The sequence below is a fragment of the Micromonospora sp. NPDC049047 genome (assembly GCF_040649135.1).
GTDB lineage: Bacteria > Actinomycetota > Actinomycetes > Mycobacteriales > Micromonosporaceae > Micromonospora.
The window spans coordinates 272,051-297,189 of the sequence record NZ_JBEZEY010000002.1 but is presented as its reverse complement, the minus strand read 5'-3'; the positions used below and the strand labels follow the sequence as shown (position 1 = coordinate 297,189).

Genomic DNA, 25,139 nt, shown 5'->3' with positions numbered 1-25,139 from the left:
GCTCAGCCCCACACCTTGGAGTTGCTCATCTCGGTGGTGAGGTAGTTTTCCCGAGCGATGCCGACGGCACCGCCGATCTCGTTCAGGATCCGGTTGATGTCCCGGACCGCCGTGTCCCACTTCGCCTGGTGCTGCTCGTAGGCAACCCGGTCCTCGCCGTCCCAGTGGAGCTTGGTCAGCATGGACCGGAGCGTGTCGAGCTTTTCCTCGAGCGTCTTCGAGATGGCCTGCATCTGCTGATTGCTGCTCTCGAGGACCGCGTAGTCAACTTTGATCGTCACGATTTCCTCCTCTGCTGGCTGCGGATCACGGGTTGAGAGCAGAGTGGAACTTGTCCAACATCTGCTGCTGCTCTTCGTCGTTGACCTGATGCGTCGTACCCGACTTGTCGAGCAGGTCGGCGATGTTGTCCATCGCCGTCAGCAGCTTGACCGTGTCTTCGTTCCAGCGCGTCATCAGCGACTGGAAACCCGTGGACGCCTGACCCTTCCACGCCATGGCCAGGTCGTCGACGACGTTCCACAGCTTCTTCAGCTCGCCGTCGACCTCACTGCGCGTGGACCGCACGTCACTCGCGGCGGTATGCAGAGTCGAAGCTTCGACCTCGAACGCCATGCTTCACACCCTTCCGTCATGTTGTGGTGGCGGCTTCGCCGCACCCCTCCCCCGCGGCAAGGCAGCAACACCCCACCGACGGACACTCCAGTGAAGACCGTAGCGGAACCAGTCGAGCATCCGCAGCCCTGCTCGGCACCGTGCGATGGACGGCGGTGGATCGGCCCGACAGTCACACCACTCAGGACGGTTCGGACCACGCCGTCTGAATCAGTTGCTGGCCATCACGACGACGGATGAGGGTGCCCCGACCCGGCGGTTGCGGACTCGGGCGCAGAGTGCCGAACACGGCGCCCTCCTCCCGGTTGCCGGACATCAGCAGGCCCGGCGAGTCAAGCTCGCGCAACCGCTGTAGCACCGGCTCGTAGAGCGCCCTCGACACCCCGCCGACGCGACGCGTGACGATCAGGTGCAGACCGATGTCCCGGGCCTGCGGCAACAACTCCTGCAGCGAACTGAGCGGGTTGCTCCCGCCGGAGGCCACCAGGTCGTAGTCGTCCACCAGGATGTACAGGTCGGGACCCTTCCACCAGCTGCGGTCGCGCAACTGCGCGGTGGTCACGTCCGGGCCGGGCAACCGGTTGGACAGCGCGCTGCGGATCGACGCCAGCCCCTGGGCGAACGCCTGGTTGGACGGGGCGTAGTCGAGCAGATGGTCGCCCTCCACCGCGCCCAGCAGGCCACGCCGGTAGTCGGCGATGACCAGCCGCGCCTGGGCGGGCGTGTACCGCTCGGTGATGCCCCGGGCGATCAGCCGCAGCAGGTTGGTCTTGCCGCACTCGGCGTCGCCGAAGACCGTCAGGTGCGGCTCGTTCGCCAGATCCAGGTAGACCGGCGCGAGCGCCGACTCGTTGACACCGATCGGCAGACCTGGCGCCGACCGGTCGATGATCCGGGCCAGCTCGGCCACCGGCAACCGGCGGGGCAGCAGCCGCACCTTCGGAGCCGGACGACCCGGCCAGTTCGTGGCCACATGCCCGGCCAGGGCCAGCGACGCCTCGCTCAGGTCGTCGATGTCCCGACGACCGTCGAGCCGGGAGACGGCGGTGAGGAAATGCAGCTTGTCCCGGGTCAGGCCACGACCCGGCGACTTCTCCGGCACGTTCATCGCCGCGCGGCGGTCGATCTCGGACTCGGACGGGTCACCGAGCCGCAGCTCCAACTTGGTACCGAGCAGATCGCGCATGTTGATCCGGATCTCCGCCCACCGCACCGCGGTCAGCACCACGTGCACGCCGAAGCCGAGACCCCGGTTGGCGAGCGTGGTGATGGTCTGCTCCAGCTCCTCGTAGTCCTGGCGCAGCGTGTTCCACCCATCCACCACCAGGAACACGTCACCGAACGGATCGTCGGCGAACTCACCGGCCGCCCGACGACGGCGGTAACTGGCCACCGAGTCGATGCCGTGCTGGGCGAAGCGCGTCTCCCGGTCGTCGAGCACGGCGACCACCTCGGCCACCGTCCGGCGTACCGCCTCGACGTCCCGCCGACCGGCCACCCCGGCCATGTGCGGCAGGCGCTCCAGGCTGCGCAGCGCGCCGCCGCCGAAGTCCAGGCAGAAGAACTGCGCCTCCCGTGGGGTGTGGGTGAGCGCCAGCGAGGCGAGCAGCGTACGCAGCATGGTGCTCTTGCCACTGAGCGACCGGCCGACGATGACCACGTTGCCGCCGGCCCCGGCCAGCTCGACCATCATCGGGTCACGGCGCTGCTCGTACGGGCGGTCCACCACCCCGACCGGCACTGTCAGCCGCCCGCGCCCCGGCCAGGAGGCGGTGCACAGCCCGTAGGTCGGGTCGACGGCCAGCGGGCCGAGCAGCTCACCCAGACCAGGCGGGTCGGCCAACGGCGGGAGCCACACCTGGTGGGCCGGGCGGCCCCGCCCCTTGAGCTGACCGATGAGCACGTCGAGCATCGCCACGGCCTTGCCGTCGGCCGGCTGCTCGGGCTCCGGCGCGCTGTTCACCGGCATCTGCGGCGTCTGTGCCGCGATGAAGTCCAGGCCGTACGGCACGATCCGGCGCTGCACCAGCGCCTGCGACGCGGCGGCCTGTTGCCCCGGCGCCCGGTACGCCCCGGACACGTACGCGGCCCGGAACCGCAGCATGGTGCTGGTGTCCGTTTTCAGGTAGCCGTGGCCGGGCGCGTTCGGCAGCTCGTACGCGTCCGGCACCCCGAGCACGATCCGGCTCTCCACCGCCGAGAACGTCCGCAGACCGATCCGGTACGACAGGTGGGTGTCCAGACCCCGCAGCTTGCCCTCTTCGAGCCGCTGGCTGGCCAGCAGCAGGTGCACGCCCAGCGACCGGCCCAGCCGGCCGATCATCACGAACAGGTCGATGAAGTCGGGCTTGGCGGCGAGCAACTCGCTGAACTCGTCACAGATGATCAACAAGCTCGGCATCGGGGCCAGCGGCTCACCGGCCGCCCGCGCCTTCTCGTACTCGAAGCGGGACACGTAGTTGCCCGCCGCCCGCAGCAACTCCTGCCGGCGCACCATCTCACCGGCGAGCGCATCGCGCATCCGGTCGACGAGCGGCAACTCGTCGGCCAGGTTGGTGATCACCGCGCTGGTGTGCGGCAGCGCCTCCAGCGAGGCGAACGTCGCGCCGCCCTTGAAGTCCACCAGGACGAAGTTCAGCTCCTCCGAGGAGTGGGTCACCGCCAGGGCGGCCACCACCGTACGGAGCAGCTCGCTCTTGCCGGAGCCGGTGGCACCGATCACCAGGCCGTGGGGGCCCATGCCCTCGTGCGCGGACTCCTTGAAGTCGAGTTCGACCACGTTGCCGTCCGGGCCGACGCCGAGCGGGATCCGCAGCCGGTCCCGGTGACCGCGCGGTCGCCAGGTGTGCTGCACGTCCACAGTCGCCGCGTCGCCCACCCCGAGCAGGTCCGGCAGCTCCATGCTGCGCGCCAGCGGCTCATCGCTGCTGGTCTGCTGCTGGGAGAGGCGATAGGGGGCGATCTGCCGGGCCAGCCCCTCGGCCGCCTCGGCGCTGAGCCGGTCGGGGCGACCCAGCGGCGACGACGAGCTGCCCCGGACCAGGTCGAGTGAGTTTCCGTCGGCCACGTCCAGGCAGAGCAGCCAGCGACCGGCGTCGCGGGGCACCGTCCCGGACAGGTCGATCACCGTGGTGCCGAGCAGCCCCGGGCCCACCAGTTGGCAGGTCGGGGAGATCTCGCCACCGTCGATCACCACGACCAGGTGCGGTGCTGTGGTCAACGGCTTGGCCTCGGGCGCGAACCGGGGCCGCCCGGCCAGCTCGGCGGTGAGCGACTCCTCGGCCTCGGCCAGACTGGCGAAGACCAGCCGGCGGGCACCCGCGGCGTCCGTACGCCCGCGGTGGTGGGCGTGCGGCAGCCACTTCACCCAGTCCCAGGACGGCTGCCGGTCCGGCGCGGCGACCACCGCGATCACCAGGTCGTCCGGGGCGTGGAAGGTGGCCAGCTGCCCGAGCGCCGCCCGGGTCAGGTCGAGCACGGGCGTGCGGTCACCGCGCAACGCCACCCGACTGAACGCGCGCACCGACAACGCGGTCGGCAGCTCGGGAACTGTGGAGTGGGCGCGGACGAACCGGCGCAGCGCGATGGCGCTCATCGGCTCCAGGTCCTCCACCGGCTTCGTCTCCGGTGGGACGATCTCCACTGCCAGTCGCTGCGGGCCGAGCGCGATCCGGGTCTCGCCGAAGTCGTCCTCGGTGGTCCGTCGCTCCCACAGCCGCCGCGACGCGGCGATCGACCAGAGCGCGTCGGGCTCCGGGTGCCGCCAGGTCATCGCCGCCCGCTGCTGCTCCGCGGCCCGCCGGGTGCGCTTGCGCATCTGGGCCAGGTAGCGCATGTAGTCGCGCCGGTCGGCGTTCAGCTCGGCCTTGTCCTTGCCGCCGTTGTTGGCGAGCGAACCGATCGCCATGCCGAGCATCGAGACGCCGAAGAGGCCACCGGCGACGTACGTCATCATGCCGCCGCCCTTGCCGGCGTAGAGGAACGCCATCGCGCCGACCCCGCAGAACATCGGCAGGATCATGAGCAGCTGCCCCATCCCGCGGGGCGTCGGCTCGGGCAGCTCGGGAGGGGACTCCAGCAGCACCTCGCCGCGTGGTAGAGCCGGTCCCGGCTGACGCGAGAGCCGACGGAACACCACAGTGCTCACGGCTGTTTCCTCCCCAGAAGCGGCCTGCTGACGTGCCGCCGCGGACCGTAGCCCGCGGGTGGGCATCGTACGTGCCCGCCATCGTAGGTAATCTGCCGTGGGCGCGGTGGACCCGGAGCGCGGCATCGCGGCCAGCCGAGCACCGACGCACACCTGGAGGCCACTGTGGCGACGAAGACGGCGACCGGTGGGCTGAGCCGGATCACCATCGTGGCTCCGCGTACCCGGATGGATCTGGCACTGCCGTCGGACGTGCCGATGGCCGACCTGCTCCCCACCCTGCTGCGCTATGCCGGCGAGGACCTGGCCGACGAGGGTGCGCGGCACGGCGGCTGGGCACTGTCCAGATTGGGCGGTGCGCCGCTCGACGGTGGCCGTACCGCCGCGCAGCTCAGCGTCCGTGACGGTGAGGTGCTCTACTTCAACCCCCGGTCCGCGGCCGCGCCGGAGATCGTCTTCGACGACGTGGTGGATGCCGTCGCCACCGCTACCAACAACCGCCCCGGCGCCTGGCAGGTCGGTGCGACCCGCTCCTTCGCCGTGGTCTTCGCGGCGTCGGCGCTCGGTGCCGGTGCGCTCGCCGCCCTCTTCGCCGGCCCGCCGCACCTGCCCGGCGCACTGGCCGCCGTGCTGGTGGCGGTGGCCTTGCTCGTCGGCGCGGCGGTGCTGTCCCGGGCCGCCGCCGACAGCCGCACCGGCGCGGTGCTGGCCGTGGTCGCCCTCGGGTACGCCGCCGTCGGCGGACTGCTGCTGCTCGCCGGTGACCGGCCCCTCACCGAGTTGGCCAGCCCGCATGTGCTGCTCGCGGCGACCGCCGCGGTGGTTGCCGGCGCGGTCGCCGTGTTGGCGGTCGGCGACCGCTATCCGCTCTTCTTCGCCGCGATCGGGGTGGGCGCCGCCACCGGGATGGGCGCGCTGCTCTGCCTGGCGTTCGGCCTCGACGCGCCGGCCGCCGCGGCGGTGGTGGCGACTGTCGCCTTCGGCGTGGTGCCGGCCCTGCCGATGGTGGCCTACCGACTGGCGCGACTGCCGGTGCCCTCGATCCCGACCGGTCCGGAGGACCTGAAGACCGACAGCGAGTCGGTCGACGGCCGGCAGGTGCTCCAGCGCAGCGAGCGCGCCGACCAGTTCATCACCGGATTGTTGTGGACGGTCGCGGTGCTGGTGCTGGGTGCGCAGTTCGTGCTCGCCCTGGACGGCCGTGGGTCGGCGGTGCTGTTGTGCCTGGTGCTGGCCCTGCTGTCGATGCTCCGGGGCCGGCCGTTGCTGGGCCGCGCCCAGCGCACCCCAGTGCTGCTCGCCGGCACCGTGGGGCTGGGCCTGGCCGCCGCCGCCACGTTCGCCGGCGGGTCGCTGTCGGTGCGGCTCGGGCTGATCCTGGGCGGGCTGGTGCTGGCCGCCGTGGTCAGCCTGATCTACGGGTTGACCGTCGCCGGCAAGCGCATCTCGCCGGTCTGGGGTCGGCTGCTCGACATCGCCGAGATCCTGCTGATCATCGCGCTGGTCCCGCTCGCCTTCTGGGTCTGCGGCCTCTACGGCTGGATCGTCAACCTCCGGCCCTGACCGGCCGCGCCGGTCACTGCGGCTGCGGACGGGCGGAGACGCCGAGCGCCGACGCGACCGGAGCGGTGGCGTAGACGCCCGGCCCGTGCCGACCGTCCATGGGCCGGGTGGACGTGCCGGCTCGCTGGGCGATGTCGCGGACCACCTTGACCAGCGCCTCGACGTGGTTGTCCATCGCCGCGACCCGCAACAGCGGCGACGCCACCCGACCGTCCGCCGAGACCGTCACGGCCACCGTGTGCGACGGCGCGGAGGTCGCGGTGATCGCGTCCACGAGCGGGCCGAGCGGCACCTCCGCCCGACCGCGCAACACCAGGCAACGATGGGTCCAGCCACCGCCGCGCAGCCCGTGCCAGGTCTCCGTCGGCGCCTCCGGTCCCAGGTCCAGCCCGGCGGCCGAGACGATGGCGGCCCGCAACTCGTCCCGGTTGAGTGGCCGGTGGGCCAGCCCCGCCGAGGTCAGCGCCTTGCCCAGTCGACCGATTCCGGCGGCCATCGTGCGGTGCACCCCGGCGAGTCCACCGCCCCGGCTCACCGCCTCCGCGCGGGCATCGCCGACGGTAAGCCGTAGCGCCACCCAGACGGTCCGGTGCGCCGCCGGTGGCGCACCGGGCGCCGGGTACCACACCAGGGTGTGCGCGACCACCTGGCTACGGGAGACCGGGGCGCTGAAGTCCGCGAGCACCCGCACCACCCTGTCGACTGTGGACGCGGTCACCGAACCGACTGCCGCACCGCTAGCGGGCTGCACCGCGACGGCCGCGAACCAACCCCCGTCGTCGCGCCCGATACCGAGTCGCGTGCCGCGGTCGGTCAGCTCGATCACGCTCAGCTCGGGGGCGAGTGCCGCCAACCGCGGGTCGCCCGCCAGGCCGCCCCCCAGCGCCCCCGACGCCCGCTCGGCGCGCCGCCGCAGACGCCCACGCAACAGCAGGTCCTCGAACCACCAGAGGCCCCCACGACGGGCGAAGGTGGCCGCGACGACGAGCGCCGCCACGCCAGCCGCCACGCCGAGCAGCCAACTGGGCCCGGCCGACGCGGCCCAGACGCCGAGCACGCACAACTCAAGCACGACGAGCTGACCGACAAGCACCGGACCGAGCCGACCACGACCGGGTCGGCCGGTCGGCGCCGAACGCGCCACCACCTCGGTCTGGTCGGTGGCCGCTCGGGCGGGTCGCGCCTGAACCTGCGTCATCGCTGACTGTCCCTCCTGCACGGTACGGCTCTGCACCGGGGTCGGTCCGGTGCCGACCACGAACGGTGGTCCCGAGGAACCTCCGTCGGCCCCTTATCGTAGGGAAGCCCGCGACGGCACCCCGACCTGATCGTCGCGGAAACACCCCGCCGGAGGTAAGTCATGCGGACCCGCCGCGATCAGGTGCAGGCGTACCGCTTCGTCACCCGCCGGATCGTCTCCGCGCTGCTGTCGGGCGACCCGGAGACCACCAACCTCCCGATGCGACGGCTCGGCATGGCCGTCTTCGGCAGCGTCATCACCGCGGCCATCGTGCTCGGTGGGGTTGGTGCCTACGGCCAGTTGACAGGTAACACCGTGCCGCTGAAGGACCAGACCCTGGTCATCGAACGGGAGACCGGTGCGACGTACGTCTTCATGAACGGGCAGCTGCACCCGACCCTCAACTACACCTCGGCCCGCCTGGTGCTGAACCAGCCGGACGCCACGGCGCGGACGATGTCCCAGGCGGCACTGCGGGACCAGCCGCGCGGGCTCACCCTCGGCATCGTCGGGGCACCGGACGCCCTGCCGGACCGCAAGTCGCTCACCGGCCTGCCCTGGTCGGTCTGCGACGTGCCCGACCCGGTCGATCCCGCGCGATCGAACACCCGTTTGGTGATCGACCGGGCGCTGCCCGGCGGCGTGCCGCTCGGTGACCGCGCGGTGCTCGTCGTGATGGACGATCAGCGGTACCTGCTCGCCAACAACTCCCGACTCCAGGTGCTCGACGGAGATCCGACGATCACCGCGCTGAAGATGTCCCGCGCCACTCCGCTCCGGGTCGGTCAGCAGCTGCTCAACGCCGTGCCGGCCGGGCCACCGCTGCGCAAACCGACGCTGCCCGGCGAGGGCGAGAGCAGCGTACGGAGGGTGGCCGGCCGGCCCGCCGTCATCGGTCAGGTGTTCAGCGCCGCCGGGCAGCACTACGTACTGACCCGGGAGGGTCTTGCCTCGATCAGTGAGATCACCGCGCTGTTGATGGTCCGCGGCGGTGGCCAGATCACCGACATCACCCCGGATCAGGCCGGCGAACTCTACGTCGAGCAGCGCGTCGACGAGGAGGGGCTGCCGACGGCGCTGCCCGCCGTCTACCAGGCCAGGCCCGGCCAGACCACGATCTGCGCGACGTACCGGGCGGGCAGCGCGGGCGGCCAGCCGACCACCACCCTCGAGGTCTTCGACCGGGCGCCGGCGGAGCTGACCGGGAGCGGTCCAGGCCCGGTGCCGGTGCCCCAGACCAGGCGGGACGCCGTCCGCACCGCCGAGGCGGTGCTGCTGCCCGGCGGCAAGGGCGTCGTCGCGCAGGCCTCGCCCGGCGCCGGGACCAGTGGAGCCGGCGCCGCCGGCTCGACGATCTACCTGATCACCCCGCAGGGCATCCGGTATCCACTCGGCTCGGCGGCGACGCTTGACGTGCTCGGCTATGCCGGGATCACCCCGCTGGCGGTGCCCGGCTCGCTGCTCGCACTGATCCCGACCGGGCCCACCCTCACCCAGGAGAACGCTATGGCGGTCTTCGCACCCGACGCCCCGGCCCCGGCCGCACCGCCGGTAGCCGCGCCGCCGGCCGGTGGCGCGGGTGGCGGGACGCCGGCGGGATCGACCGGGGGCAACGGCTGAGCAGCCGTGACGGGTCGCACCGAAGAGCGGCGGTGGACTAACCTGAATGTCGCTGACGGTTGTCAACCAGAACGACGGGGATGTTGCCATGACCGGGCGTACGGAAGTTGACCTGCTGTCCCTTGAGGACTTTCACCATAACCTTGCTTCGCGGTTGAGCCAGGTCGAGTCGGTGCTGCGCAAACTCAACAGCGAGATGCAGTGCCGTCCACCGGCGTTGGGGTCGTTCTTCGACGCCACCGACAAGGCGCGTCGCTACACCGAAGTGCACCAGTCCTATGTGAACGAAGCCGAACGGATCCGGCAGGCGGTGCTGGCGGCGCAGCAGGCCACCAGCACGATTCTGACCAACTACCGCACCGCCGAGGCGCGTAACGCCGCCAACGCCACAGATGTGTCCGGGGCGCTGACCGGAGTCGATCGGGCGTTGCAGCCGAAGGAGAACGGCCGTGTCTGAGTACACCGCGCGCTACCAGGGCAGCAGCCATCAGCAGCTGTACGACGGCGTGATGGCCGGTAAGCCGGAGCAGATCGAGGGCGTCGCCGCCCAGTGGGCCGAGCTCAAGGGAATCCTCGACGGGCTCGGCCGGGAGTTGAGCGGCGACCTGGAGAAGCTCGGCAACACCTGGACGGGTTCCGCGGGTCGGGAGTTCCATCGGCGACTCAGCCTGATCGTGGCCCACTCCGACGCCCTGAGTGAGGGGATGGCGGGCATCAAGCAGGGGCTCACGATGATGGCCGACCATCTGCGCACCGCGCACAAGCAGGCCGAGAGCCCAGAGGAGACCGACGACAACGACAAGGCGATCTCCGGCACGATCAAGGGTGCCACCACCTTCGGTCTGCCCGGTGCGGTGGTCATGGGCTTCGTGGGCCACCAGCAGGACAAGCAGGAGCAGGAGAAGGCCCACCAGCGGATGGTCAACCTGGTGGCCGAGTTGGCCGACGGCTACGAGATGTCCGCGTACGACCGGGTGGTCGATCCGCCGCCGCCGGACCCGGACATCCCGAACCGGCTCAACACGGAGCCGACGACTCCGCAGAGCGTCGGGGCCGTCGCCAGGGCGAGCGCCGGGCCGGGCAGCAGTGGCGTCAGCGCGTACACCGGCGACGCGACAATCACGAAACTCGAACGCGCCGCCGCACCGCCGGTCGCCGGTGACGGCTCGGTCTCCGACCGGGGTGGCTCGGTCACCGCTGGCACGCCTGCCGTGGCCGCCGGTCCGCACGGCGCTGTCGGCGGCTCCGACCCGCGCGGCACCGTGCTCGCCGGTGCGGATCCGCTCGCCAGCACCGCACTGCTCACCGGTGGTGCCGCCGCCGGGCTGGCCGGCCTGTCCGGGGCGGCCCCGCTGACCACCGCCGTGAGCACCGGCCCCGGGCTGCTCTACGCGGCGCCAGGTGGATCACCCGCCGGCGGGGTCCTGCGCACCGCGGCGCTCGCCGGTTCGAGCAACAGCACCCCCACCCCCTCGGGCCGGCCGACCGGTGGGGCGCCCCCGGCCGAAGGGCGGTCCGCCAGCGGCATCGGCCGCAGCGTGGACGGCCAGCGTGGCGGCAGCGGTGGCCGGTCGGCGGCGACCGGTGGTTCGGGCTCCGGCCGCAACGGTGCCGGCGTGCTCGGCGGGCGAGGTCGCCCGGAGGACGACGACTCCGACGAGCGGCTGACCTGGTTGACCGAGGACGAGATGGTGTGGCACGACGGCAGGAACGCCGCGCCGCCGGTGCTCGGCACCGGCAACTGACCAATACCGCACAGGCGCACACGCGGTGCCCCCGGCCGGACCGATCCGGCCCGGGGGCACCGCCTTTTCCAGGTGTCGATCCCACCCTCCATAGTGCACAGGGTGGTGGCGGTCACGCCGGCCCGGGCCATCGTCGTGCTGCGGCCCGGCAGGGCAGGCGTTAGGTTGGTCGGGTGTCGTCCGCAGTGTTTGTCCGCCCGGCCCGTTGGGCTGTGCTGCGGTCACTGCGTGAGCTGACCCGTCTGGCGATCACCGCGCTGGTGCTCGCGGTCGGCCTGGGCGGCGTCCTCGCCGCGACCCCACCGCCCACCCCGACGCAGCTCCGGCCCAGTGCCGTGAGCAGCCGGGTGGCAAGTGTCCGTCCCGATGCCACGCCGTCCACCGAGCAGGCGGGCCCGCCCGCTGCCGTCCGCCCGGCTGGCCTGGCGGACACCACCGCGGCGACCGGGCTGGTCGCGGCGGGCATGGTTCCGGCCCCGGCCATCGATCCCGGCCGTGGCACCCCCGCGCGACGCGGCCCACCCGTCCGCTGATCCTGGCCCGGTGATCCCCGGGCCCCGGTCCCGGGCAATCCGTGGCAGCAGCTGAGTCGCCCCCGGCGGGATGCTCCCGTCACCCGGCTGACAGTTGCCGTCGGGCCCCTCCTACCACCCGTCGATACCCGCCTTCGACCGCGAGGTGCTGATCATGCAATCCCTCCTCTCCGCCGCCCTGCCCGATCTGTCCCGGGCTGCCGTCATCTGGCTGAGCCTGCTCGGGCTCGTCGGCGTCACCGTCGCCGCCCTGCTGCTCCGGCCCGGCCGGCTCCGCCTCGATCCGGTTGCCCGGATCCGCCGCGCGGCCATGCCGAGCCAACTCGAACAGGTGCAGGAGGAGCGTGAGCAGAGCCGGTACGCGCAGGAGGTCGCCGTGGCCGCGGCGCGGGCGACCACCACCGCTCAGCGCCGCCGAACGGAGTGGGTGGCCGCGCAGGAGGCGGTCGAGGCAGCCTGGCAGAGGTACGAGGAGGCCGAGGCGGCCGTCCGGCGACTCGACGCGGCAGCCGCCATGCCACTGCCGCAGACCGCCCGCACTCCCGCCGAGTACGCGGACCGCGAGCGCTACCTGCACCGGGCCGCGCTCGACGCGTACTGGCGGCGGGAGTTGTCGGTGGAGCAGCTCAGCGACGTCTTCGCGCACCGGGACGGCTGGGACCCTCGGCTGCACCCGGTCGCGCAGGAACTGGTGCTGCGGCGGGCGATCCGGGACAACCTGGCGGCCCGGCACGCCACGGCCCGCGAGCAGGAGCAGGTTGCCTGGCGGGCGGCCGAGCTGGCCGTGGCGGCGGCCCGCAGTCTGCGCGAGGAGGCCCACGCCGCCACCGGGCGACGGGTGGCGGAGTCGGCGTCGGTGCTGCCGCTGAGCGAGGTGGCCAAGCCGTCGGTCGAGCAGACCCGGGAGAACAAGGTCGCCGCCCGTGGCCGCGCGGCGGTGCCCGCGTTCTGAGCCGCGCGACTCCCGGTGGGTTAACGTGACGGCATGTCCCGACAGGCGTGGGTCCTCGTGGTGATCGCCGGCATCCTGGCGCTCGCCACGCTTGTCGGTGCCGTGGTGCTGGCGGTGCGGGTGGTGCGTACGCGCCGGCTGCTGACCGGGCTCGGCGCGGGCGGCAAGGTCGCCTTCTACGGCGCGCTGATCTACACGATCTTCCCGGTGGACGTGCTGCCGGATCCGATCTACCTGGACGACATGGGTGTCCTGGCCGCCGCGCTGATCTACCTCACCCGGCTGGTGCACAAGCGCCGGGCGGCCGGACGCCAACTACCCGGCCAACCGGATTCGGCTGTCGATCGGGAGCGGGCCCGCCGTCAGGTGCCATGATCGGGGTCGGTTCGGTGAACAGGGGACGGGCATGGCGGGCGATCATCGGTTGGACGTGCACGACGAGCGGGTTGTCGCCTTCTGCGCGGAACGGCACCTCGCGACCCTGACCACGATTCGTGCGGACGGGACCCCGCACGTCGTACCGGTCGGGGTGACCCTCGATCCGGCGGCCGGGTTGGCCCGGGTCATCACCTCTGGCGGCTCCCGTAAGGCCCGCCAGGTGGCCGCTGCCGGCGCGGCCGGCGCGGCGGTGGCGGTCTGCCAGGTGGACGGCCGCCGCTGGCTGACGATCGAGGGCCGCGCGGTGCTGCGGTCGGATCGGGCCGCTGTGGCCGACGCGGAGCGCCGCTACGCCGAGAGGTATCGGACCCCCCGCCCTAATCCGGAACGGGTCGTCATCGAGATCACCGTCAGCGGGCTGCTGGGCAGTTTGTGATGTCGGGCGGGCCCCGCCCGCTTTGTCCGAGTCTTCGGCCCGGATGACGTTCCGCTTGTCGCCTGCGCCCGGCTGACCACCCCGTGGCCGGGCCCGGCAGCACGCCCGGAATCCGCGCCAACCGGCAGTCGTTGCACCTGGTCGACGGCGCGCGCACCCCCGGGCCGGCGGAATGCCCGTTACCGCGGAGCCGTTACCTACCCGGGACACCCGGGGCCGAGACCGGCCGCTGGTCGTCGCCGCGTGCTGAGCCGAGCGCCATTCCCGGTGCTGCTGCCCTCCGAAGGTCGGAGGCGCACAACCCCCGAACGGAGACTCGACAATGAATCCGATCGTCCAGAAGAGCGGACTGTCCGTCGTCGGCATGCTCGTCGCCGGGGGTTGCGCCCTCGGCCCGGCGGTAGCCGCCCAGGCCGCACCGGCACCGGCCGCACCTGCGCCGTCGAGCCAGACCGATCGGTCCGCCGAGCGAATCCTTGCCATCGACTACCAGGCTCAGCCCAACTTCTTCTACTGCGGCCCGGCCGCGACGCGGATCGCGTTGTCCGCCCAGGGCAAGACATTCACCCAGGACGCGGTGGCCAGGCTGCTGGGCACCACCGAGGCGGGCACCCCCTCGGCGCTGGACACCACCCGGGTGCTCAACGAACTGACCGGCGGCAAGTACCGGACCACTGAGATTCGTGACTCGGTGGCCCGCCCGGACCAGGTCGAGCAGTTGCGCCACAACGTGCTGGCCGCGGTGGACGCCGGCCGACCGGTGGTGGCGAACATCAAGGGCACGACAGTGGACGTCGACGGCAACCCGCACTCGTACGAGGGCGGCCACTACGTGGCGCTCGTCGGCTACCGCGACGGTGGCGACACCATCCGGGTCGCCGACCCGGCCGACCCGGCCCTCGGCGAGTACTGGGTCAGCCTGCCCAAGGTCGCCAACTGGATCGCCGAGCGCGGCTACTCCGCCTGACCACCCGAACCGGTCACCGGGCCGGTCGCTCCCTCGCGGGGCGGCCGGCCCGGCTGTCGTCGCGCATCCGGGCGGCCAGGTGCGTACGACGACGAACCCGGGCGGCCCGGGTCGGACGGACCCGGCGCAGGTGTCGCCGGACCGGTGGGTGGACTTCGGCCACGCCGACGCCGGCTGCCCGCCGCACGATCCGATTGGCGTCGTCGGGTTCGCAACCGGCCGCCCGGAGTAGGTCGCTGGCCGATGTCCGCAACCCGGTGACGAGCGACTCGCCGAACGACTTGAGCCCGGTCGCGGAGGCCCGCCCGGCCAGTTCGGCGCACTCCTCGACCAACCGGCGGGTGCACTTCGGGTCATCCCCCACCCGGCACTCCGTCCGCATTTTTTCCACCGCCTGACCCAACCGGCTCATCGCGTCCGGCAACTCGTGCGGAATGGGTTCGTCGTACTGCAGCGCGGTCGTCGCCCAGCGGGCCAGGGCGCGGGTGTCCAGCAGCAGCCGCTCCAGGTGGTCCGCGCTGCGGGCGTACCTGTGGTACTGCTGGCGGCGGTGCCAGCGGACCGGCGCGATGGTCACCACCTCCTCCGCGCCGCTGAGCGCGTCGTGCAGCCGACCCAGGTCGTCGTCGGTGCCACGGAGCCGCTCCAGGACGCGCAACGTCCCCTCCTCGTCGCGTTTGCGCAGCGCGCCGGCCAGGGCGTAAAGCTGCGCGCAGAGGGTCGCGTAGATCGGCGCCGCGGCCCGGTCCAGCACACGCATGGGGTTGATCGGCAGCAGCAGTGCTACCACCACCAGGCCGACCGCCCCGCCGACGAGCGCGTCGAAGATCCGGGGCAGTTCCAGACCTCGTTCCATCGGTGCCAGCGTGGCGATCAGCACGGCGGTACCGCCGGCCTGGCCGACCAGCGGGCCGCCCTTGCCGGCCACCAGCAATGCGGCGGCGATGGCCAGCGCGACCACCACACCGGTCTGCCACGGGCCGGAGCCGAGCAGGAAACGCAGCGTGTCGCCGATGATGATGCCCAGGGCCACTCCGGCCAGCAGCGCGAAGGTACGTCGGGCCCGCTGTCCGATGGCGGTGGCGATCGTACCGACGGCGGCGGCGGGAGCGAAGACGTGCGATCCGGTGCCGAGCAGACTCTTGGCGAGCAGCGCGGCGATCGCGGCGGCCAGTCCAGCCTGGAGTGAGATCACCAGAGTGACCTCCCACTGGCGGGCCCGGATCCGGCCGGCCTGCCCGCTGCGGTGCCGCGCCCGTCGGACCGCCCGGCCGCTGCGCTGGGCGGCGTCGTCGAGCCGCGACTGCTCGCGGTCGGCGGCTGGACGGGCGTCGGCCATGGCGGCGGATACCCCGACGGCGGCCGCATGAACAACGGGTCGCCGACGAATCCATCGGCATCCGTGGGTTTGCCCGATCGCTGCGGGGTACCAGGGGCCACACACCCACCGTCCGCAACCGGTAAGGGGCCCAGATGAGCAGTACACAGACCACCGGTGACCAGGATGTCGTCGACATCCTGGTCGCCGATCACCGCGGGGTCGAGACCCTCTTCGTCGAGTTGGAGACGCGGCAGGGCACGCCCGAGTACCGCCGCCAACTCGCCGACGTGGTGATCGCCGAGCTGGTCCGGCACGCCGTGGCCGAGGAGGCGTACGTCTATCCGACGGCGCGCAAGACACTTCCCGACGGAGACCAGATCGCCGAGCACGAGATCGCCGAGCACGCCGACGCCGAACGGACCATGAAGGACCTGGAGTCGACCGACCCGTCCGATCCCCGCTTCGACGAGTTGCTGGCCCACCTCACCAGCACCATTCGCCACCACGTGCGGGACGAGGAGAACGACCTCTTCCCCCGCCTGCGCGCCGCCACCGCCCGGGAGGAGCTGGTCGAGCTGGCCGGCAAGGTCACGGCGTTCAAGAAGATCGCGCCGACCCGCCCGCATCCGAGCGCACCGGACCACCCGCCGGCGAACAAGCTGCTCGCCCCCGGCACGGGGATGATCGACCGGCTGCGCGACGCGTTGAGCGACCGGCCGACCTCGATCGCCGAGCTACGCGAGCAGCGGCAACGCTGACCCGCGTCCGGTCCGGACCGGACGATCCCGGGCCGCCGAGTCCTCGACGGCCCGGGAGACGTCCGGTACGTCAGCGGACCTGATCGCCCGCACCGGTGCGCGCCTGGGCCTGGTCGACGCCCTTGTCGATCTGGTCGCCGTGCTTGCCGCCGGTGCGCTTGTCGGCCATGTCGCCGGCCTTCTCCATGCCCTGGTCGACCTGCTTGTCGTGCTTGTCAGCGAAGTCCTTTGCCTTGTCCATGAAGTCACTCACGACGTTCCTCCTTCTCGGGTAGTCCTTTTGCGTTCCCTTGGCCGGACAGCGCAAACACCGGCGATTCGGGCGTACACCGCGAAGGCCTGACCAGTGGAGCGGTGTCGGCGTACGATCCGCGCGGGCGGTCGGGTGTCGGCGCACGACCGGCCGGGTACCGATCTCGCCGAGATCGAGGAGGGCCGACATGAGGGCAGACCAACCCGGGGCGGACGCCGCGCCGACAACCGGCGGTACGGCGACAACCGGCAGTACGCCGACGGCCGGTGACACCGGAGCGCGGCACGCGTGGGCGGCGCTGCCCTGGCTGGTCCGGACGGCGGTGCTGTGGAGCGCCTGCCTGGTGGTGATCGTCACCGGGCTCTACCTGCTGGGTCGGATCGCCGTTCTGCTGGCGCCGCTGGCCATCGCCCTGGCCGCCACCATCTTCCTCACCGCGCTGCTCGACCCGGTGCTGGTCCGGCTGCGCCGGCTGCGGCTGCCCGCCGCGCCTGCCGCGCTGCTCACCGTCCTGCTGCTGCTCGGCATCCTGGTCGGTGTCGGCGCGCTCGTGTGGAATCTGACCGCCAGCCAGTTCGACCAGCTCAGCCAGGAGCTGACGCAGGGGGTGGAGCGCAGTCGGGACTTCGTGACGTCCACCCTCCCGGTCAGCGACGCCCAACTCGACAAGCTGATCGACCAGGCCCGGCAGGGGCTCAGCAGCGGCTCCCCGGACCCGGTGTCGGGCGCCCGGACGGCGAGCGAGGTGCTCGGTTCCGCACTGCTCGCCCTGGTGTTGCTCTTCTTCCTGCTCAAGGACGGCCGATCGATGTGGCAGTGGGTGCTGTCACGGGTGTCCGGCCCGAACCGGCCGGTGCTGGCCGAGGCCGGCCGGGCCGGTTGGCAGACGTTGGGCGCGTACAGCCGGGGCACCATGTTCATCGCCGCCATCGACGCGCTGGGCATCGGGTTGGCGCTTGTGGTGCTGCGGGTGCCGCTCGCCCTGCCGCTGGCGCTGATCACCTTTCTCGGCGGCTTCGTGCCGATCATCGGGGCAACGGTGGCCGGCGCGGTCGCCGTTCTGGTGGCGCTCGCCGCGAACGGCCCCACCACCGCCCTGCTGACCCTGGCCGCCGTGATCGCCGTGCAGCAGATCGAGGGCAACCTGCTGGAGCCGCTGATCATGAAGCGGCAGGTCCGGCTGCATCCGGCGGTGATCCTGGTGGCGGTCACCGCCGGCACACTCATCGCGGGGATCGCCGGCGCATTCGTCAGCGTTCCGATCACCGCAGTCCTCTGGCGCGTCATCGACACCGTCCAACAGCGTCGCTCCGCCTCGGCCCTCACCTCCTGAGGCCGATCGTCAGCGCAGCCGGGTGGTGAACCACGCGCCGGCCTGGTCGGCGACCTGCTCCAGCGTGCCGGGCTCCTCGAAGAGGTGGGTGGCGCCCGGGATCACCCGTAGCTCACCGACCTCCCCCAGCTGCGCCAACGCCCGCTCGTTAAGCGTGATCACTTCCTCATCCAGGCCGCCCACCAGCAGCAACGTCGGGGTGCGGACCTGGGCCAGCGCGGCACCGGCCAGGTCCGGCCGGCCGCCCCGACTGACCACGGCACCCACCCGATCCGCCCGGGACGCCGCCGCGACAAGCGCGGCGGCGGCTCCGGTGCTGGCCCCGAACAGGCCGATCGGTACGTCACCGGCGGGACGCTCGACCGCCAACCAGTCGATGATCCCGGCCAGCCGGCTGGCCAGCAGCCCGATGTCGAAGCGCAGCTCGGCGGTCCGGGCGTCCACCTCGTCCTCGGCGGGGCTGAGCAGATCCACAAGCACCGTCGCGAGCCCACTGCCGTGCAACGTCCGGGCCACCGCCACGTTGCGCGGGCTGTGCCGGGAGCTGCCGCTGCCGTGCGCGAAGAGCACCACTCCGACCGGCTCGGCGGGCAGCATCAGGTCGGCGGGGAGCTGAACGTCCCCGACCGGAATGGTCACGGTGCCGCGCTGCTCGTCCACAGCCCACCTCCGGGGTGCTCGTCGGCCGCCCGGATACCCCACCCACCGCGTCGCACGCACTCGAGTGGCCCTCGCCGCCGACCGCGTTTGTCAGCAGGGCCATCGGGTAGGCGACGAGGGACCGCAGACCGTGTCGGCGCAGCCGCGCCCCGACGGATCGCGAGGATCGCCATGGCCAAGCAGCAGACGTCCCGGCAGCAGCAGATGGACGAACGGGACCAGCGCGCACAGGACGCCGAGCGCAACAAGGACTTCGGGGACCGGGCCGTCGAGGCTCGCCTGCCCGACGATCCCCGGGCGATGGCGCCCCGGGACGCGATCGGGCGGCCGTCGACCGGCGAACCCGTCTGACCTGACGTAACGCAGGCGGTCGGGGCGGGAAAACTCCCGCCCCGACCGTCACTGTTCCACGTTCGCGCGTTCCGGCAACCGCAGCAGCGGTGACCGGCCCGGTGGCTGCTCGGGCGGCGGGCCGGACGACTCGGCCTGCGGCACCGGCACCGTCACCGGTTCGTCGCAGGTCACCCGCAGCACCTGGTCGTGGTGGCGCAGCTGCACCACGTCGTCCGGGCCGCCGTGCCGCAGCGAGTACGTCGTCTGGTGCGGGCGGACATCCACCCGCAGCGCCAGCCCCCGCCACTGCAGGGAGAACTCCAGTCGGTTGAGTCGGCTGGACAGCCGGGGCGCGAAGGACAACTCGCCGTCGTGGTCCCGGAGCCCGCCGAGCCCACCGACCAGGGCGAGCCAGGCGCCGGCCAACGACGCCATGTGTACGCCGTCCCGGGTGTTCTCGTTGAGGTCGTGCAGGTCCATCAGGGCTGCCTCACGCAGGTAGGTGTGCGCGAGTTCCGGGTGGCCCACCTCGGCGGCGAGCACCGCCTGGGTGCAGGCCGACAACGACGAGTCGCGCACGGTGCGCCGCTCGTAGTAGAGGAAGTTGCGGACCTTCTGCTCGGGGGTGAACGCGTCCCCCCGCCAGTGCATGGCGAGGACGAGGTCGGCCTGCTTGACCACCTGCTTGCGGTACAGCTCGAAGTACGGGTAGTGCAGCAGCAGCGGGTACTTCTCCACCGGGGTGTGCGGGAAGTCCCACTCCTGCAGCCGGGTGAAGCCCTCCACCTGCTGGTGCACGTCGAGTTCCTCGTCGTACGGAACGTGCATGGCGGTGGCGGCGTCCCGCCAGGCCGCCGCCTCCTCGTCGGTGACCCCGAGGTGGAACGCCTCGTCCCGGTGGCGCATCACCACGTCGGCCGCCGTGAGCAGGTTCCGCTGTGCCATCAGGTTGGTGTAGATGTTGTCGTTCTTCACAGCGGTGTACTCGTCCGGGCCGGTGACTCCGTCGATGTGGAACTGGCCGTGCCGGTCGTGGTGGCCGATCGAGCGCCACAGCCGGGCGGTCTCCACGAGCAGTTCCAGCCCGACCTCCCGCTCGAACTGGGTGTCCCCGGTGACCATCACGTAGCGGCGCACGGCGTCGGCGATGTCGGCGGCGATGTGGAAGGCCGCGGTGCCTGCCGGCCAGTAGCCGGAGGACTCCGGCCCCTCGATGGTCCGCCAGGGGAACGCGGCACCCCTGAGGTTGAGCGTCTCGGCCCGCTCCCGCGCCGAGTCAAGGGTGCTGTGCCGCCACTGCAACGCGCTACGCACCGCGCTCGGCTGGGTGTACGTGAGCACCGGCAGCACGAACATCTCGGTGTCCCAGAAGGCGTGCCCGTCGTACCCGGGGCCGGTCAGCCCCTTCGCCGAGATCGGCCGCTGCTCGGCCCGCGCGCCGGCCTGAAGCACGTGGAACAGACCGAACCGGACCGCCTGCTGCACCTCCGGGTCACCCTCGACCAGCACGTCGGACGCGTCCCAGAACGCGTCGAGGTAGTTGCGCTGCTCCCGGTGCAGCCCGTCCCAGCCGTCCAGCCGGGCACCGGCGAGTGCCGCGCCCACCTGGTCGCGCAGGGCGGGCAGCGAGCGCCGGCTCGACCAGCTGTACGTCAGGTACTTGATCACCCGCAGCTTCTCGCCGGGCTTGAGCACGCAGGCGATAGTGGTGCGCACCCAGTCCTGGTAACCCTCGGACTCGATGGTGGTGTGGTCCGGGCCGTGCACCTCGTGCTCCATGGCGGCGGCGACCCGTAGACCGGAGACTTTGGTGCGGTGGATCAGCTGCCCACCGTCCGGGGTGGTCAGCTCCTCCTCGGCCTGCAGCGGTGACTCCAGCACCGCGGCGACCCGGGGGTCCTTGCTCTGCGCGGGCAGCGACTCGTTTGCCACCAGCTCGGACTGCACGATCAGCCGTAGCGGGCCGTCGACGGCCTCCACCTCGTAGCTGATCGCGGCGACCGACCGCTGCGTGAACGAGACCAGGCGGGTGCTGCGAACCTTCACCTCCCGGCCGGCCGGCGAGCGCCAGTGCAGCTCCCGGTGCAGGGTGCCGGCCCGCATGTCGAGGATCCGCTCGTGGGCCAGCAGCTCCCCGTACCGCACGTCGAGTGGTTCGTCGTCGACGAGCAGCCGTATCAGCTTGCCGTTCGTGACGTTGACGATCGTCTGCCCGGACTCGGGGAAGCCGTAGCCGGCCTCCGCGTACGGCAGCGGGCGCAGCTCGTAGAACGAGTTGAGGTACGTGCCGGGCAGGCCGTGCGGCTCGCCCTCGTCGAGGTTGCCGCGCAGCCCGACGTGCCCGTTGGAGAGCGCGAAGACCGACTCGGACTGGGCCAGCACGTCCATGTCCAGCCGGGTCTCGCGGACATGCCACGGCTCGACCGGATAGGCCCGTTCCCGGATCACGTGAGGTCCGGTCGGGTGTTCGGCTGCTGGGTGGCAGCGGTCTGGGCCGGCACCGCCGGGTCGGCGGTGCCGAGCAGGTCGGCCAGGTCCCGCACCACGATGTCGGCGCCGTGCGCGCGCAACTCGTCGGCCTGCCCGACCCGGTCGACACCGACCACGTAACCGAAGCCGCCGGCACGGCCGGCGGCCACCCCGGAGAGGGCGTCCTCGAAGACGGCGGCCTGTGTCGGGTCCACGCCGAGCAGCCGGGCCCCGGCGAGGAACGTGTCGGGTTCCGGCTTTCCGCGCAGCCCCTCGCCCCGTGCCACCAGCCCGTCGACCCGGGCCTCCAGCAGCGTTGCCAGCCCGGCCGCGGCGACCACCTCGGCACCGTTGGCACTCGCGGTCACCACTGCCCGGCGCAGCCCGGCGTCGGCGGCCGCCTGCAAATAGCGCACCGATCCGGGGTAGACCTCGACACCGGATTCGCGTAGCTGCTTGAGCAGCAGCACGTTCTTGCGGTTGCCCACCCCGTTGACGGTGTCAGCGTCCGGTGGGTCGTCCGGGCTGCCCTCGGGCAGCACGATGCCGCGGGAGGCGAGGAACGACCGGACGCCGTCGGCGCGGGGTCGGCCGTCGACGTAGCGGTTGTAGTCGGGCCCGGGATCGAACGGGTGGAACGGCTCACCGGTGGCGGCGGCGCGCTGCCGGAGAAACTCGTCGAACGTCTGCGTCCAGGCGGCGTTGTGCACACGGGCGGTCTGCGTCAGCACACCGTCCAGATCGAAGAGACAGGCGGTCACGTGAGCAGGTAGGCCCAGCACGGTACGAATCTATCCACCCCGCTGGGTCCGCAAACCCGTTTCGGCCTCCTCGGCACGGTTTCAGTTGGGTCGCAGCGTCCAGATCACGGTCAGGGCCGAGGTCGGCCTGCCGTCTTCGGTAGCGATCTCCACCTCGACCCCGAACTCCGGCCGCCGACCGGACTCGAACTCCTCGATCACGTCGAGGGCCGATCGGCCGAGCCGGGCGGTGGCCCGCACCGGGCCCATGGCGAGCTTGCGGTAGGCGATCTCGGCCCGGACGGCGAGCGGGACGGCCCGGTCGAGCAGGTGCCCGAAGGCCGCCAGCACTACCGCGCCGGAGGCCGTCTCGCCGAGGGCGAAGATGGCGCCCGCGTGGGGGCCGCCGACGTGGTTGTGGGTGGCCGTCGAGTCGGGCAGCCGGACGACTGCCCGGACCCCGCCCGCCGCCTCGGGTGCCACCTCGACGAATTCGAGGCCGAGCGTACGGGCGAAGGGCACCGCTTCGAGCATGCCGGCCGCGACCTGACGGGAGTCGATTGTCATGCACTAACGTTACTAGCCGGTAATAAGGCCGGCAACCAGGAGTTTCGTCGTCGCCGGAAGGGTCAGAGGTTGGCGATCGTCCGCAGGATCTCGGCGTAGAAGTTGCCGTCGATGCTGCGGAAGAAGGCGAAGTCCTGGCCCGGGTCACCGAAGAACGGACGCAGCGTCCACGCCAGTTGGGTGCCGACGAAGCCGAAGAGCAGGATCCAGATGTAGAGCAGGGTCATGCTCGCCGGCCGCTGCGTCGGCTCGCCACGCCGCACCGGCGGGCGCTGCACCGGCCCGTAGCCCGGCGCCATGCCGGGCGGGAACGCGGCGACGGCCGGCTGGCCGCTCGGCTGGGCTGGCACGTGCGCCGGAGCCGGCGGGGTCGCCGCGGCACCATTCGAGGTCGACCCGGCCGGCACGGCTCCAGCCGGCACGGCTCCAGCCACCGCGGCTCCGGCCGGCACGGCCACCGGCTCGGCAGCCGGCACGGCCACCGGCTCGGCAGCCGGAGCGGCGACCGGGGCGGCAGCCGGGGCCGCCGGTTGTGCTACGGGGACCGCCTGGGCTGGCGCGTTGACCTGTGCCGGGGCGTACCCGTCGGCCTGGGTCCTGGTGACCGGCGGCGCGAGCAGGCCGTGGTCGTTGAGCACCTGCATGCCGCCGGTCAGGAAGCGCAGCCCGACAAGCGCCGAGAGCGCCAGGATCGCCACGTTCAGCAGCTTGAAGAACCCGTAGTCGGGCGCGGTGATCAGGAAGAAGAGACTGATCGGCGCGAACGCCACAGCGAGCATCGAGGTGACAGTGATCGCCACCATCACCAGGGCCACCGACTGACGCACCGAGAGCCGGGCGCCGAAGACCAGGTTGAACAGGTAGAGCGTGGGCAGGCAGATGGCCAACGTGACAAGGAACAGCAGGGGCAGCTTCAGCGCGGAGGTCAGCGCCATCAGCGGACTGTGGAACGCCCCGAGCACCGCCCCGTAGCAGGCGAGCGCGACGGCGGAGCTGGCGAGCATCCGACCGGTCAACGCGTTGAGGTCACGCCCGGCCACGACCTGCTGCCAGATGCCCTCGCGATCGCGCAGGATGCGCTCGATGACGAGCGGGCTCGGCTGGTCACCCGACACGGGCACACCCCTTTTCGGTGGTCTTTCACTGTGGACCGGGTGGACAGACGGTAGGGCAGTCGCGGCCCGGCCGCCACCCCGCTGCGGCGAGTCGTCAGCGCCAACCCACGTCGATCCGGGCACCCCGCTCGTCGAAGAAGTGCAGGGCGTCCATCCGCACCGAGACGGCGAGCGGGTGACCGGCGCTGACCGCCGGGTACGGTGCCAACCGCACCGCCAGCTCCGCCGGGCGGCGGTGGTGCCGGCCCGGATCGGGGAGCACGCTGGTCTGGGTGCCACTGCTCGGCGGCTCCTGCGGCTCCACCGGCTTACCGGTGAGCCGCTGCATCACCGAGCCGAACCGCCGCAGGCCACGCTGGCCCACCGGCGGCGGGTCGAGCGGCGCACCCATCTCGTCGACCATGATCGCGGTCGCGCCGATGTCGAGGAACGCCAGCGACTCGTGCCCGTGGTGCTCCAGGTAGCGGATCCGCCCGCGCAGCACGTCGCCCGGGCTGTCCGGAGCGACAGGGGTGAGCGCCTCGGCCCGCATGCCGACCACGATCCGCTCACCGTGGTAGTGCGCGACCGCCCGGCTGCGGATGTCGTTCCAGGGCAGGTAGAGCGACTGCTCACCGAGGTTGAGGGTGACGTACCGGTCGAGGTGGACGTAGACCGACGCCTCCAGCAGGTTCATCCGCGGGCTGCCCAGGAACGCGGCCACGTAGAGCGTGGCCGGCCGGCCGTACACCTGGGTGGGGGTGCCCACGTCCTGGAGCACGCCCTTACGCATGATGGCCACCCGGTCCGCCATGGTGAGCGCCTCGGCCTGGTCGTGGGTCACGTAGACGGTGGTGACGCCCAACTCCCGGGTCAGGCCCGAGATCTCCGCGCGCAACTCGGCCCGCAGACCGCTGTCCAGGTTCGACAGGGGCTCGTCCATCAGGAACAGGCCGGGCCGGCGGACGATCGCCCGACCCATGGCCACCCGCTGCCGCTGCCCACCGGAGAGCTGGCCGGGCTTGCGGGCCAGCACGTCACCGATGCCCAGCGCGCTGGCCACGTCACTCACCCGCTCGCCGCGCGGTTCCGGTTCCACGCCGGCCAGCCGCAACGGAAAGGCGATGTTGTCGCCGACGCTCATGTGCGGGTAGAGCGCGAAGTCCTGGAAGACCATGGCGATCTTGCGATCCCGGGGCGGCAGGTCGTTCGCCAACTCTCCGTCGAGCACGACAGCGCCGCTGGTCGGCTCCTCCAACCCGGCGATCATCCGCAGCACAGTGGACTTGCCGCACCCGGACGGCCCGAGGAGCACCATGAACTCGCCGTCGTTGACATCGAGGTTGATGCTGTCGACGGCCATGGTGCCATCTCTGAACACCTTGGTCACATCCTTGAGCGTGACGGTACTCACC

General features: G+C 71.9%; 24 protein-coding genes. 12 read left to right on the top strand and 12 right to left on the bottom strand.

Annotation, left to right across the window (positions count from 1 at the left end; genetic code table 11):
* Positions 1–2: 2 nt before the first annotated feature.
* The 3 genes from AB0B86_RS04375 to eccCa form a co-directional block, all read right to left on the bottom strand.
* Positions 3–281 carry a WXG100 family type VII secretion target gene (locus tag AB0B86_RS04375; protein WP_357402698.1) on the bottom strand — a complete coding sequence of 93 codons (279 nt, stop codon included), beginning with the start codon at positions 279–281 and terminating at the stop codon, positions 3–5.
* A gap of 25 nt (positions 282–306) precedes the next feature.
* Positions 307–615 carry a WXG100 family type VII secretion target gene (locus tag AB0B86_RS04370; protein ID WP_357402700.1) on the bottom strand — a complete coding sequence of 103 codons (309 nt, stop codon included), beginning with the start codon at positions 613–615 and terminating at the stop codon, positions 307–309.
* Between the two features lie 181 nt (positions 616–796).
* On the bottom strand, positions 797–4,762 hold the full coding sequence (gene eccCa / locus AB0B86_RS04365; protein ID WP_357402701.1) for a type VII secretion protein EccCa: 3,966 nt from the start codon (positions 4,760–4,762) through the stop codon (positions 797–799).
* Positions 4,763–4,927: 165 nt separating this feature from the next.
* On the opposite strand from eccCa, the gene eccD reads away from it, so the two are divergent.
* Positions 4,928–6,325: a type VII secretion integral membrane protein EccD gene (gene eccD, locus AB0B86_RS04360; protein ID WP_357402703.1), complete on the top strand. Its 1,398-nt coding sequence runs from the start codon at positions 4,928–4,930 to the stop codon at positions 6,323–6,325.
* 13 nt (positions 6,326–6,338) lie between these two features.
* Here the strand turns inward: eccD and AB0B86_RS04355 are convergent, their stop codons facing one another.
* Positions 6,339–7,523, bottom strand: coding sequence for a type VII secretion protein EccE (locus AB0B86_RS04355; protein ID WP_357402705.1), 1,185 nt, complete (start codon positions 7,521–7,523; stop codon positions 6,339–6,341).
* A gap of 162 nt (positions 7,524–7,685) precedes the next feature.
* Between AB0B86_RS04355 and eccB the strand changes: the two genes are divergently transcribed.
* From eccB to AB0B86_RS04315, 8 genes are all read left to right on the top strand, one after another.
* Positions 7,686–9,185, top strand: a complete 1,500-nt coding sequence (gene eccB, locus AB0B86_RS04350) for a type VII secretion protein EccB (protein WP_357415218.1) — start codon at positions 7,686–7,688, stop codon at positions 9,183–9,185.
* Between the two features lie 46 nt (positions 9,186–9,231).
* Complete coding sequence (locus AB0B86_RS04345; RefSeq protein WP_357402709.1) at positions 9,232–9,642, top strand: hypothetical protein; 411 nt, start codon at positions 9,232–9,234, stop codon at positions 9,640–9,642.
* Complete coding sequence (locus tag AB0B86_RS04340) at positions 9,635–10,930, top strand: WXG100 family type VII secretion target (RefSeq protein ID WP_357402711.1); 1,296 nt, start codon at positions 9,635–9,637, stop codon at positions 10,928–10,930. The genes AB0B86_RS04345 and AB0B86_RS04340 overlap by 8 nt, the downstream gene beginning before the upstream one ends.
* A 173-nt stretch (positions 10,931–11,103) precedes the next feature.
* Entirely contained in the window at positions 11,104–11,463 is a 360-nt protein-coding gene (locus tag AB0B86_RS04335) for a hypothetical protein (RefSeq protein ID WP_357402713.1), read from the top strand.
* A gap of 154 nt (positions 11,464–11,617) precedes the next feature.
* Entirely contained in the window at positions 11,618–12,415 is a 798-nt protein-coding gene (locus tag AB0B86_RS04330; RefSeq protein WP_357402715.1) for a hypothetical protein, read from the top strand.
* Positions 12,416–12,448: 33 nt separating this feature from the next.
* Positions 12,449–12,790: a YkvA family protein gene (locus AB0B86_RS04325; RefSeq protein WP_357402717.1), complete on the top strand. Its 342-nt coding sequence runs from the start codon at positions 12,449–12,451 to the stop codon at positions 12,788–12,790.
* Between the two features lie 31 nt (positions 12,791–12,821).
* On the top strand, positions 12,822–13,229 hold the full coding sequence (locus AB0B86_RS04320; protein WP_357415211.1) for a TIGR03618 family F420-dependent PPOX class oxidoreductase: 408 nt from the start codon (positions 12,822–12,824) through the stop codon (positions 13,227–13,229).
* A gap of 322 nt (positions 13,230–13,551) precedes the next feature.
* A complete protein-coding gene (locus tag AB0B86_RS04315) occupies positions 13,552–14,196 on the top strand; it encodes a C39 family peptidase (protein ID WP_357415210.1) in 645 nt (214 codons plus the stop codon).
* Positions 14,197–14,209: 13 nt separating this feature from the next.
* Here AB0B86_RS04315 and AB0B86_RS04310 read toward each other — a convergent pair whose 3' ends face one another.
* Positions 14,210–15,535 carry an FUSC family protein gene (locus tag AB0B86_RS04310; protein WP_357415208.1) on the bottom strand — a complete coding sequence of 442 codons (1,326 nt, stop codon included), beginning with the start codon at positions 15,533–15,535 and terminating at the stop codon, positions 14,210–14,212.
* A 134-nt stretch (positions 15,536–15,669) separates the two neighbouring features.
* Here AB0B86_RS04310 and AB0B86_RS04305 point away from each other — a divergent pair, with 134 nt between their 5' ends.
* On the top strand, positions 15,670–16,275 hold the full coding sequence (locus tag AB0B86_RS04305) for a hemerythrin domain-containing protein (protein WP_357415206.1): 606 nt from the start codon (positions 15,670–15,672) through the stop codon (positions 16,273–16,275).
* A gap of 70 nt (positions 16,276–16,345) precedes the next feature.
* Here AB0B86_RS04305 and AB0B86_RS04300 read toward each other — a convergent pair whose 3' ends face one another.
* A complete protein-coding gene (locus AB0B86_RS04300) occupies positions 16,346–16,528 on the bottom strand; it encodes an antitoxin (protein WP_357402727.1) in 183 nt (60 codons plus the stop codon).
* 187 nt (positions 16,529–16,715) lie between these two features.
* On the opposite strand from AB0B86_RS04300, the gene AB0B86_RS04295 reads away from it, so the two are divergent.
* Positions 16,716–17,861, top strand: a complete 1,146-nt coding sequence (locus AB0B86_RS04295) for an AI-2E family transporter (protein ID WP_357415204.1) — start codon at positions 16,716–16,718, stop codon at positions 17,859–17,861.
* Between the two features lie 9 nt (positions 17,862–17,870).
* Here the strand turns inward: AB0B86_RS04295 and AB0B86_RS04290 are convergent, their stop codons facing one another.
* Entirely contained in the window at positions 17,871–18,458 is a 588-nt protein-coding gene (locus AB0B86_RS04290) for a dienelactone hydrolase family protein (protein ID WP_357415637.1), read from the bottom strand.
* Between the two features lie 234 nt (positions 18,459–18,692).
* On the opposite strand from AB0B86_RS04290, the gene AB0B86_RS04285 reads away from it, so the two are divergent.
* Positions 18,693–18,872, top strand: coding sequence for a hypothetical protein (locus tag AB0B86_RS04285; protein ID WP_357402731.1), 180 nt, complete (start codon positions 18,693–18,695; stop codon positions 18,870–18,872).
* Positions 18,873–18,920: 48 nt separating this feature from the next.
* Here AB0B86_RS04285 and AB0B86_RS04280 read toward each other — a convergent pair whose 3' ends face one another.
* The 5 genes from AB0B86_RS04280 to AB0B86_RS04260 form a co-directional block, all read right to left on the bottom strand.
* Positions 18,921–21,302: a glycosyl hydrolase family 65 protein gene (locus AB0B86_RS04280; RefSeq protein WP_357415201.1), complete on the bottom strand. Its 2,382-nt coding sequence runs from the start codon at positions 21,300–21,302 to the stop codon at positions 18,921–18,923.
* Positions 21,299–22,105: a beta-phosphoglucomutase family hydrolase gene (locus tag AB0B86_RS04275; RefSeq protein ID WP_357402735.1), complete on the bottom strand. Its 807-nt coding sequence runs from the start codon at positions 22,103–22,105 to the stop codon at positions 21,299–21,301. The genes AB0B86_RS04280 and AB0B86_RS04275 overlap by 4 nt, the downstream gene beginning before the upstream one ends.
* Before the next feature lie 60 nt (positions 22,106–22,165).
* Positions 22,166–22,630, bottom strand: coding sequence for a DUF4442 domain-containing protein (locus tag AB0B86_RS04270; protein ID WP_357402737.1), 465 nt, complete (start codon positions 22,628–22,630; stop codon positions 22,166–22,168).
* A 62-nt stretch (positions 22,631–22,692) separates the two neighbouring features.
* On the bottom strand, positions 22,693–23,745 hold the full coding sequence (locus AB0B86_RS04265; RefSeq protein ID WP_357415199.1) for a hypothetical protein: 1,053 nt from the start codon (positions 23,743–23,745) through the stop codon (positions 22,693–22,695).
* A 94-nt stretch (positions 23,746–23,839) separates the two neighbouring features.
* Positions 23,840–25,138, bottom strand: coding sequence for an ABC transporter ATP-binding protein (locus tag AB0B86_RS04260; protein WP_357402741.1), 1,299 nt, complete (start codon positions 25,136–25,138; stop codon positions 23,840–23,842).
* Position 25,139 lies beyond the last annotated feature (1 nt).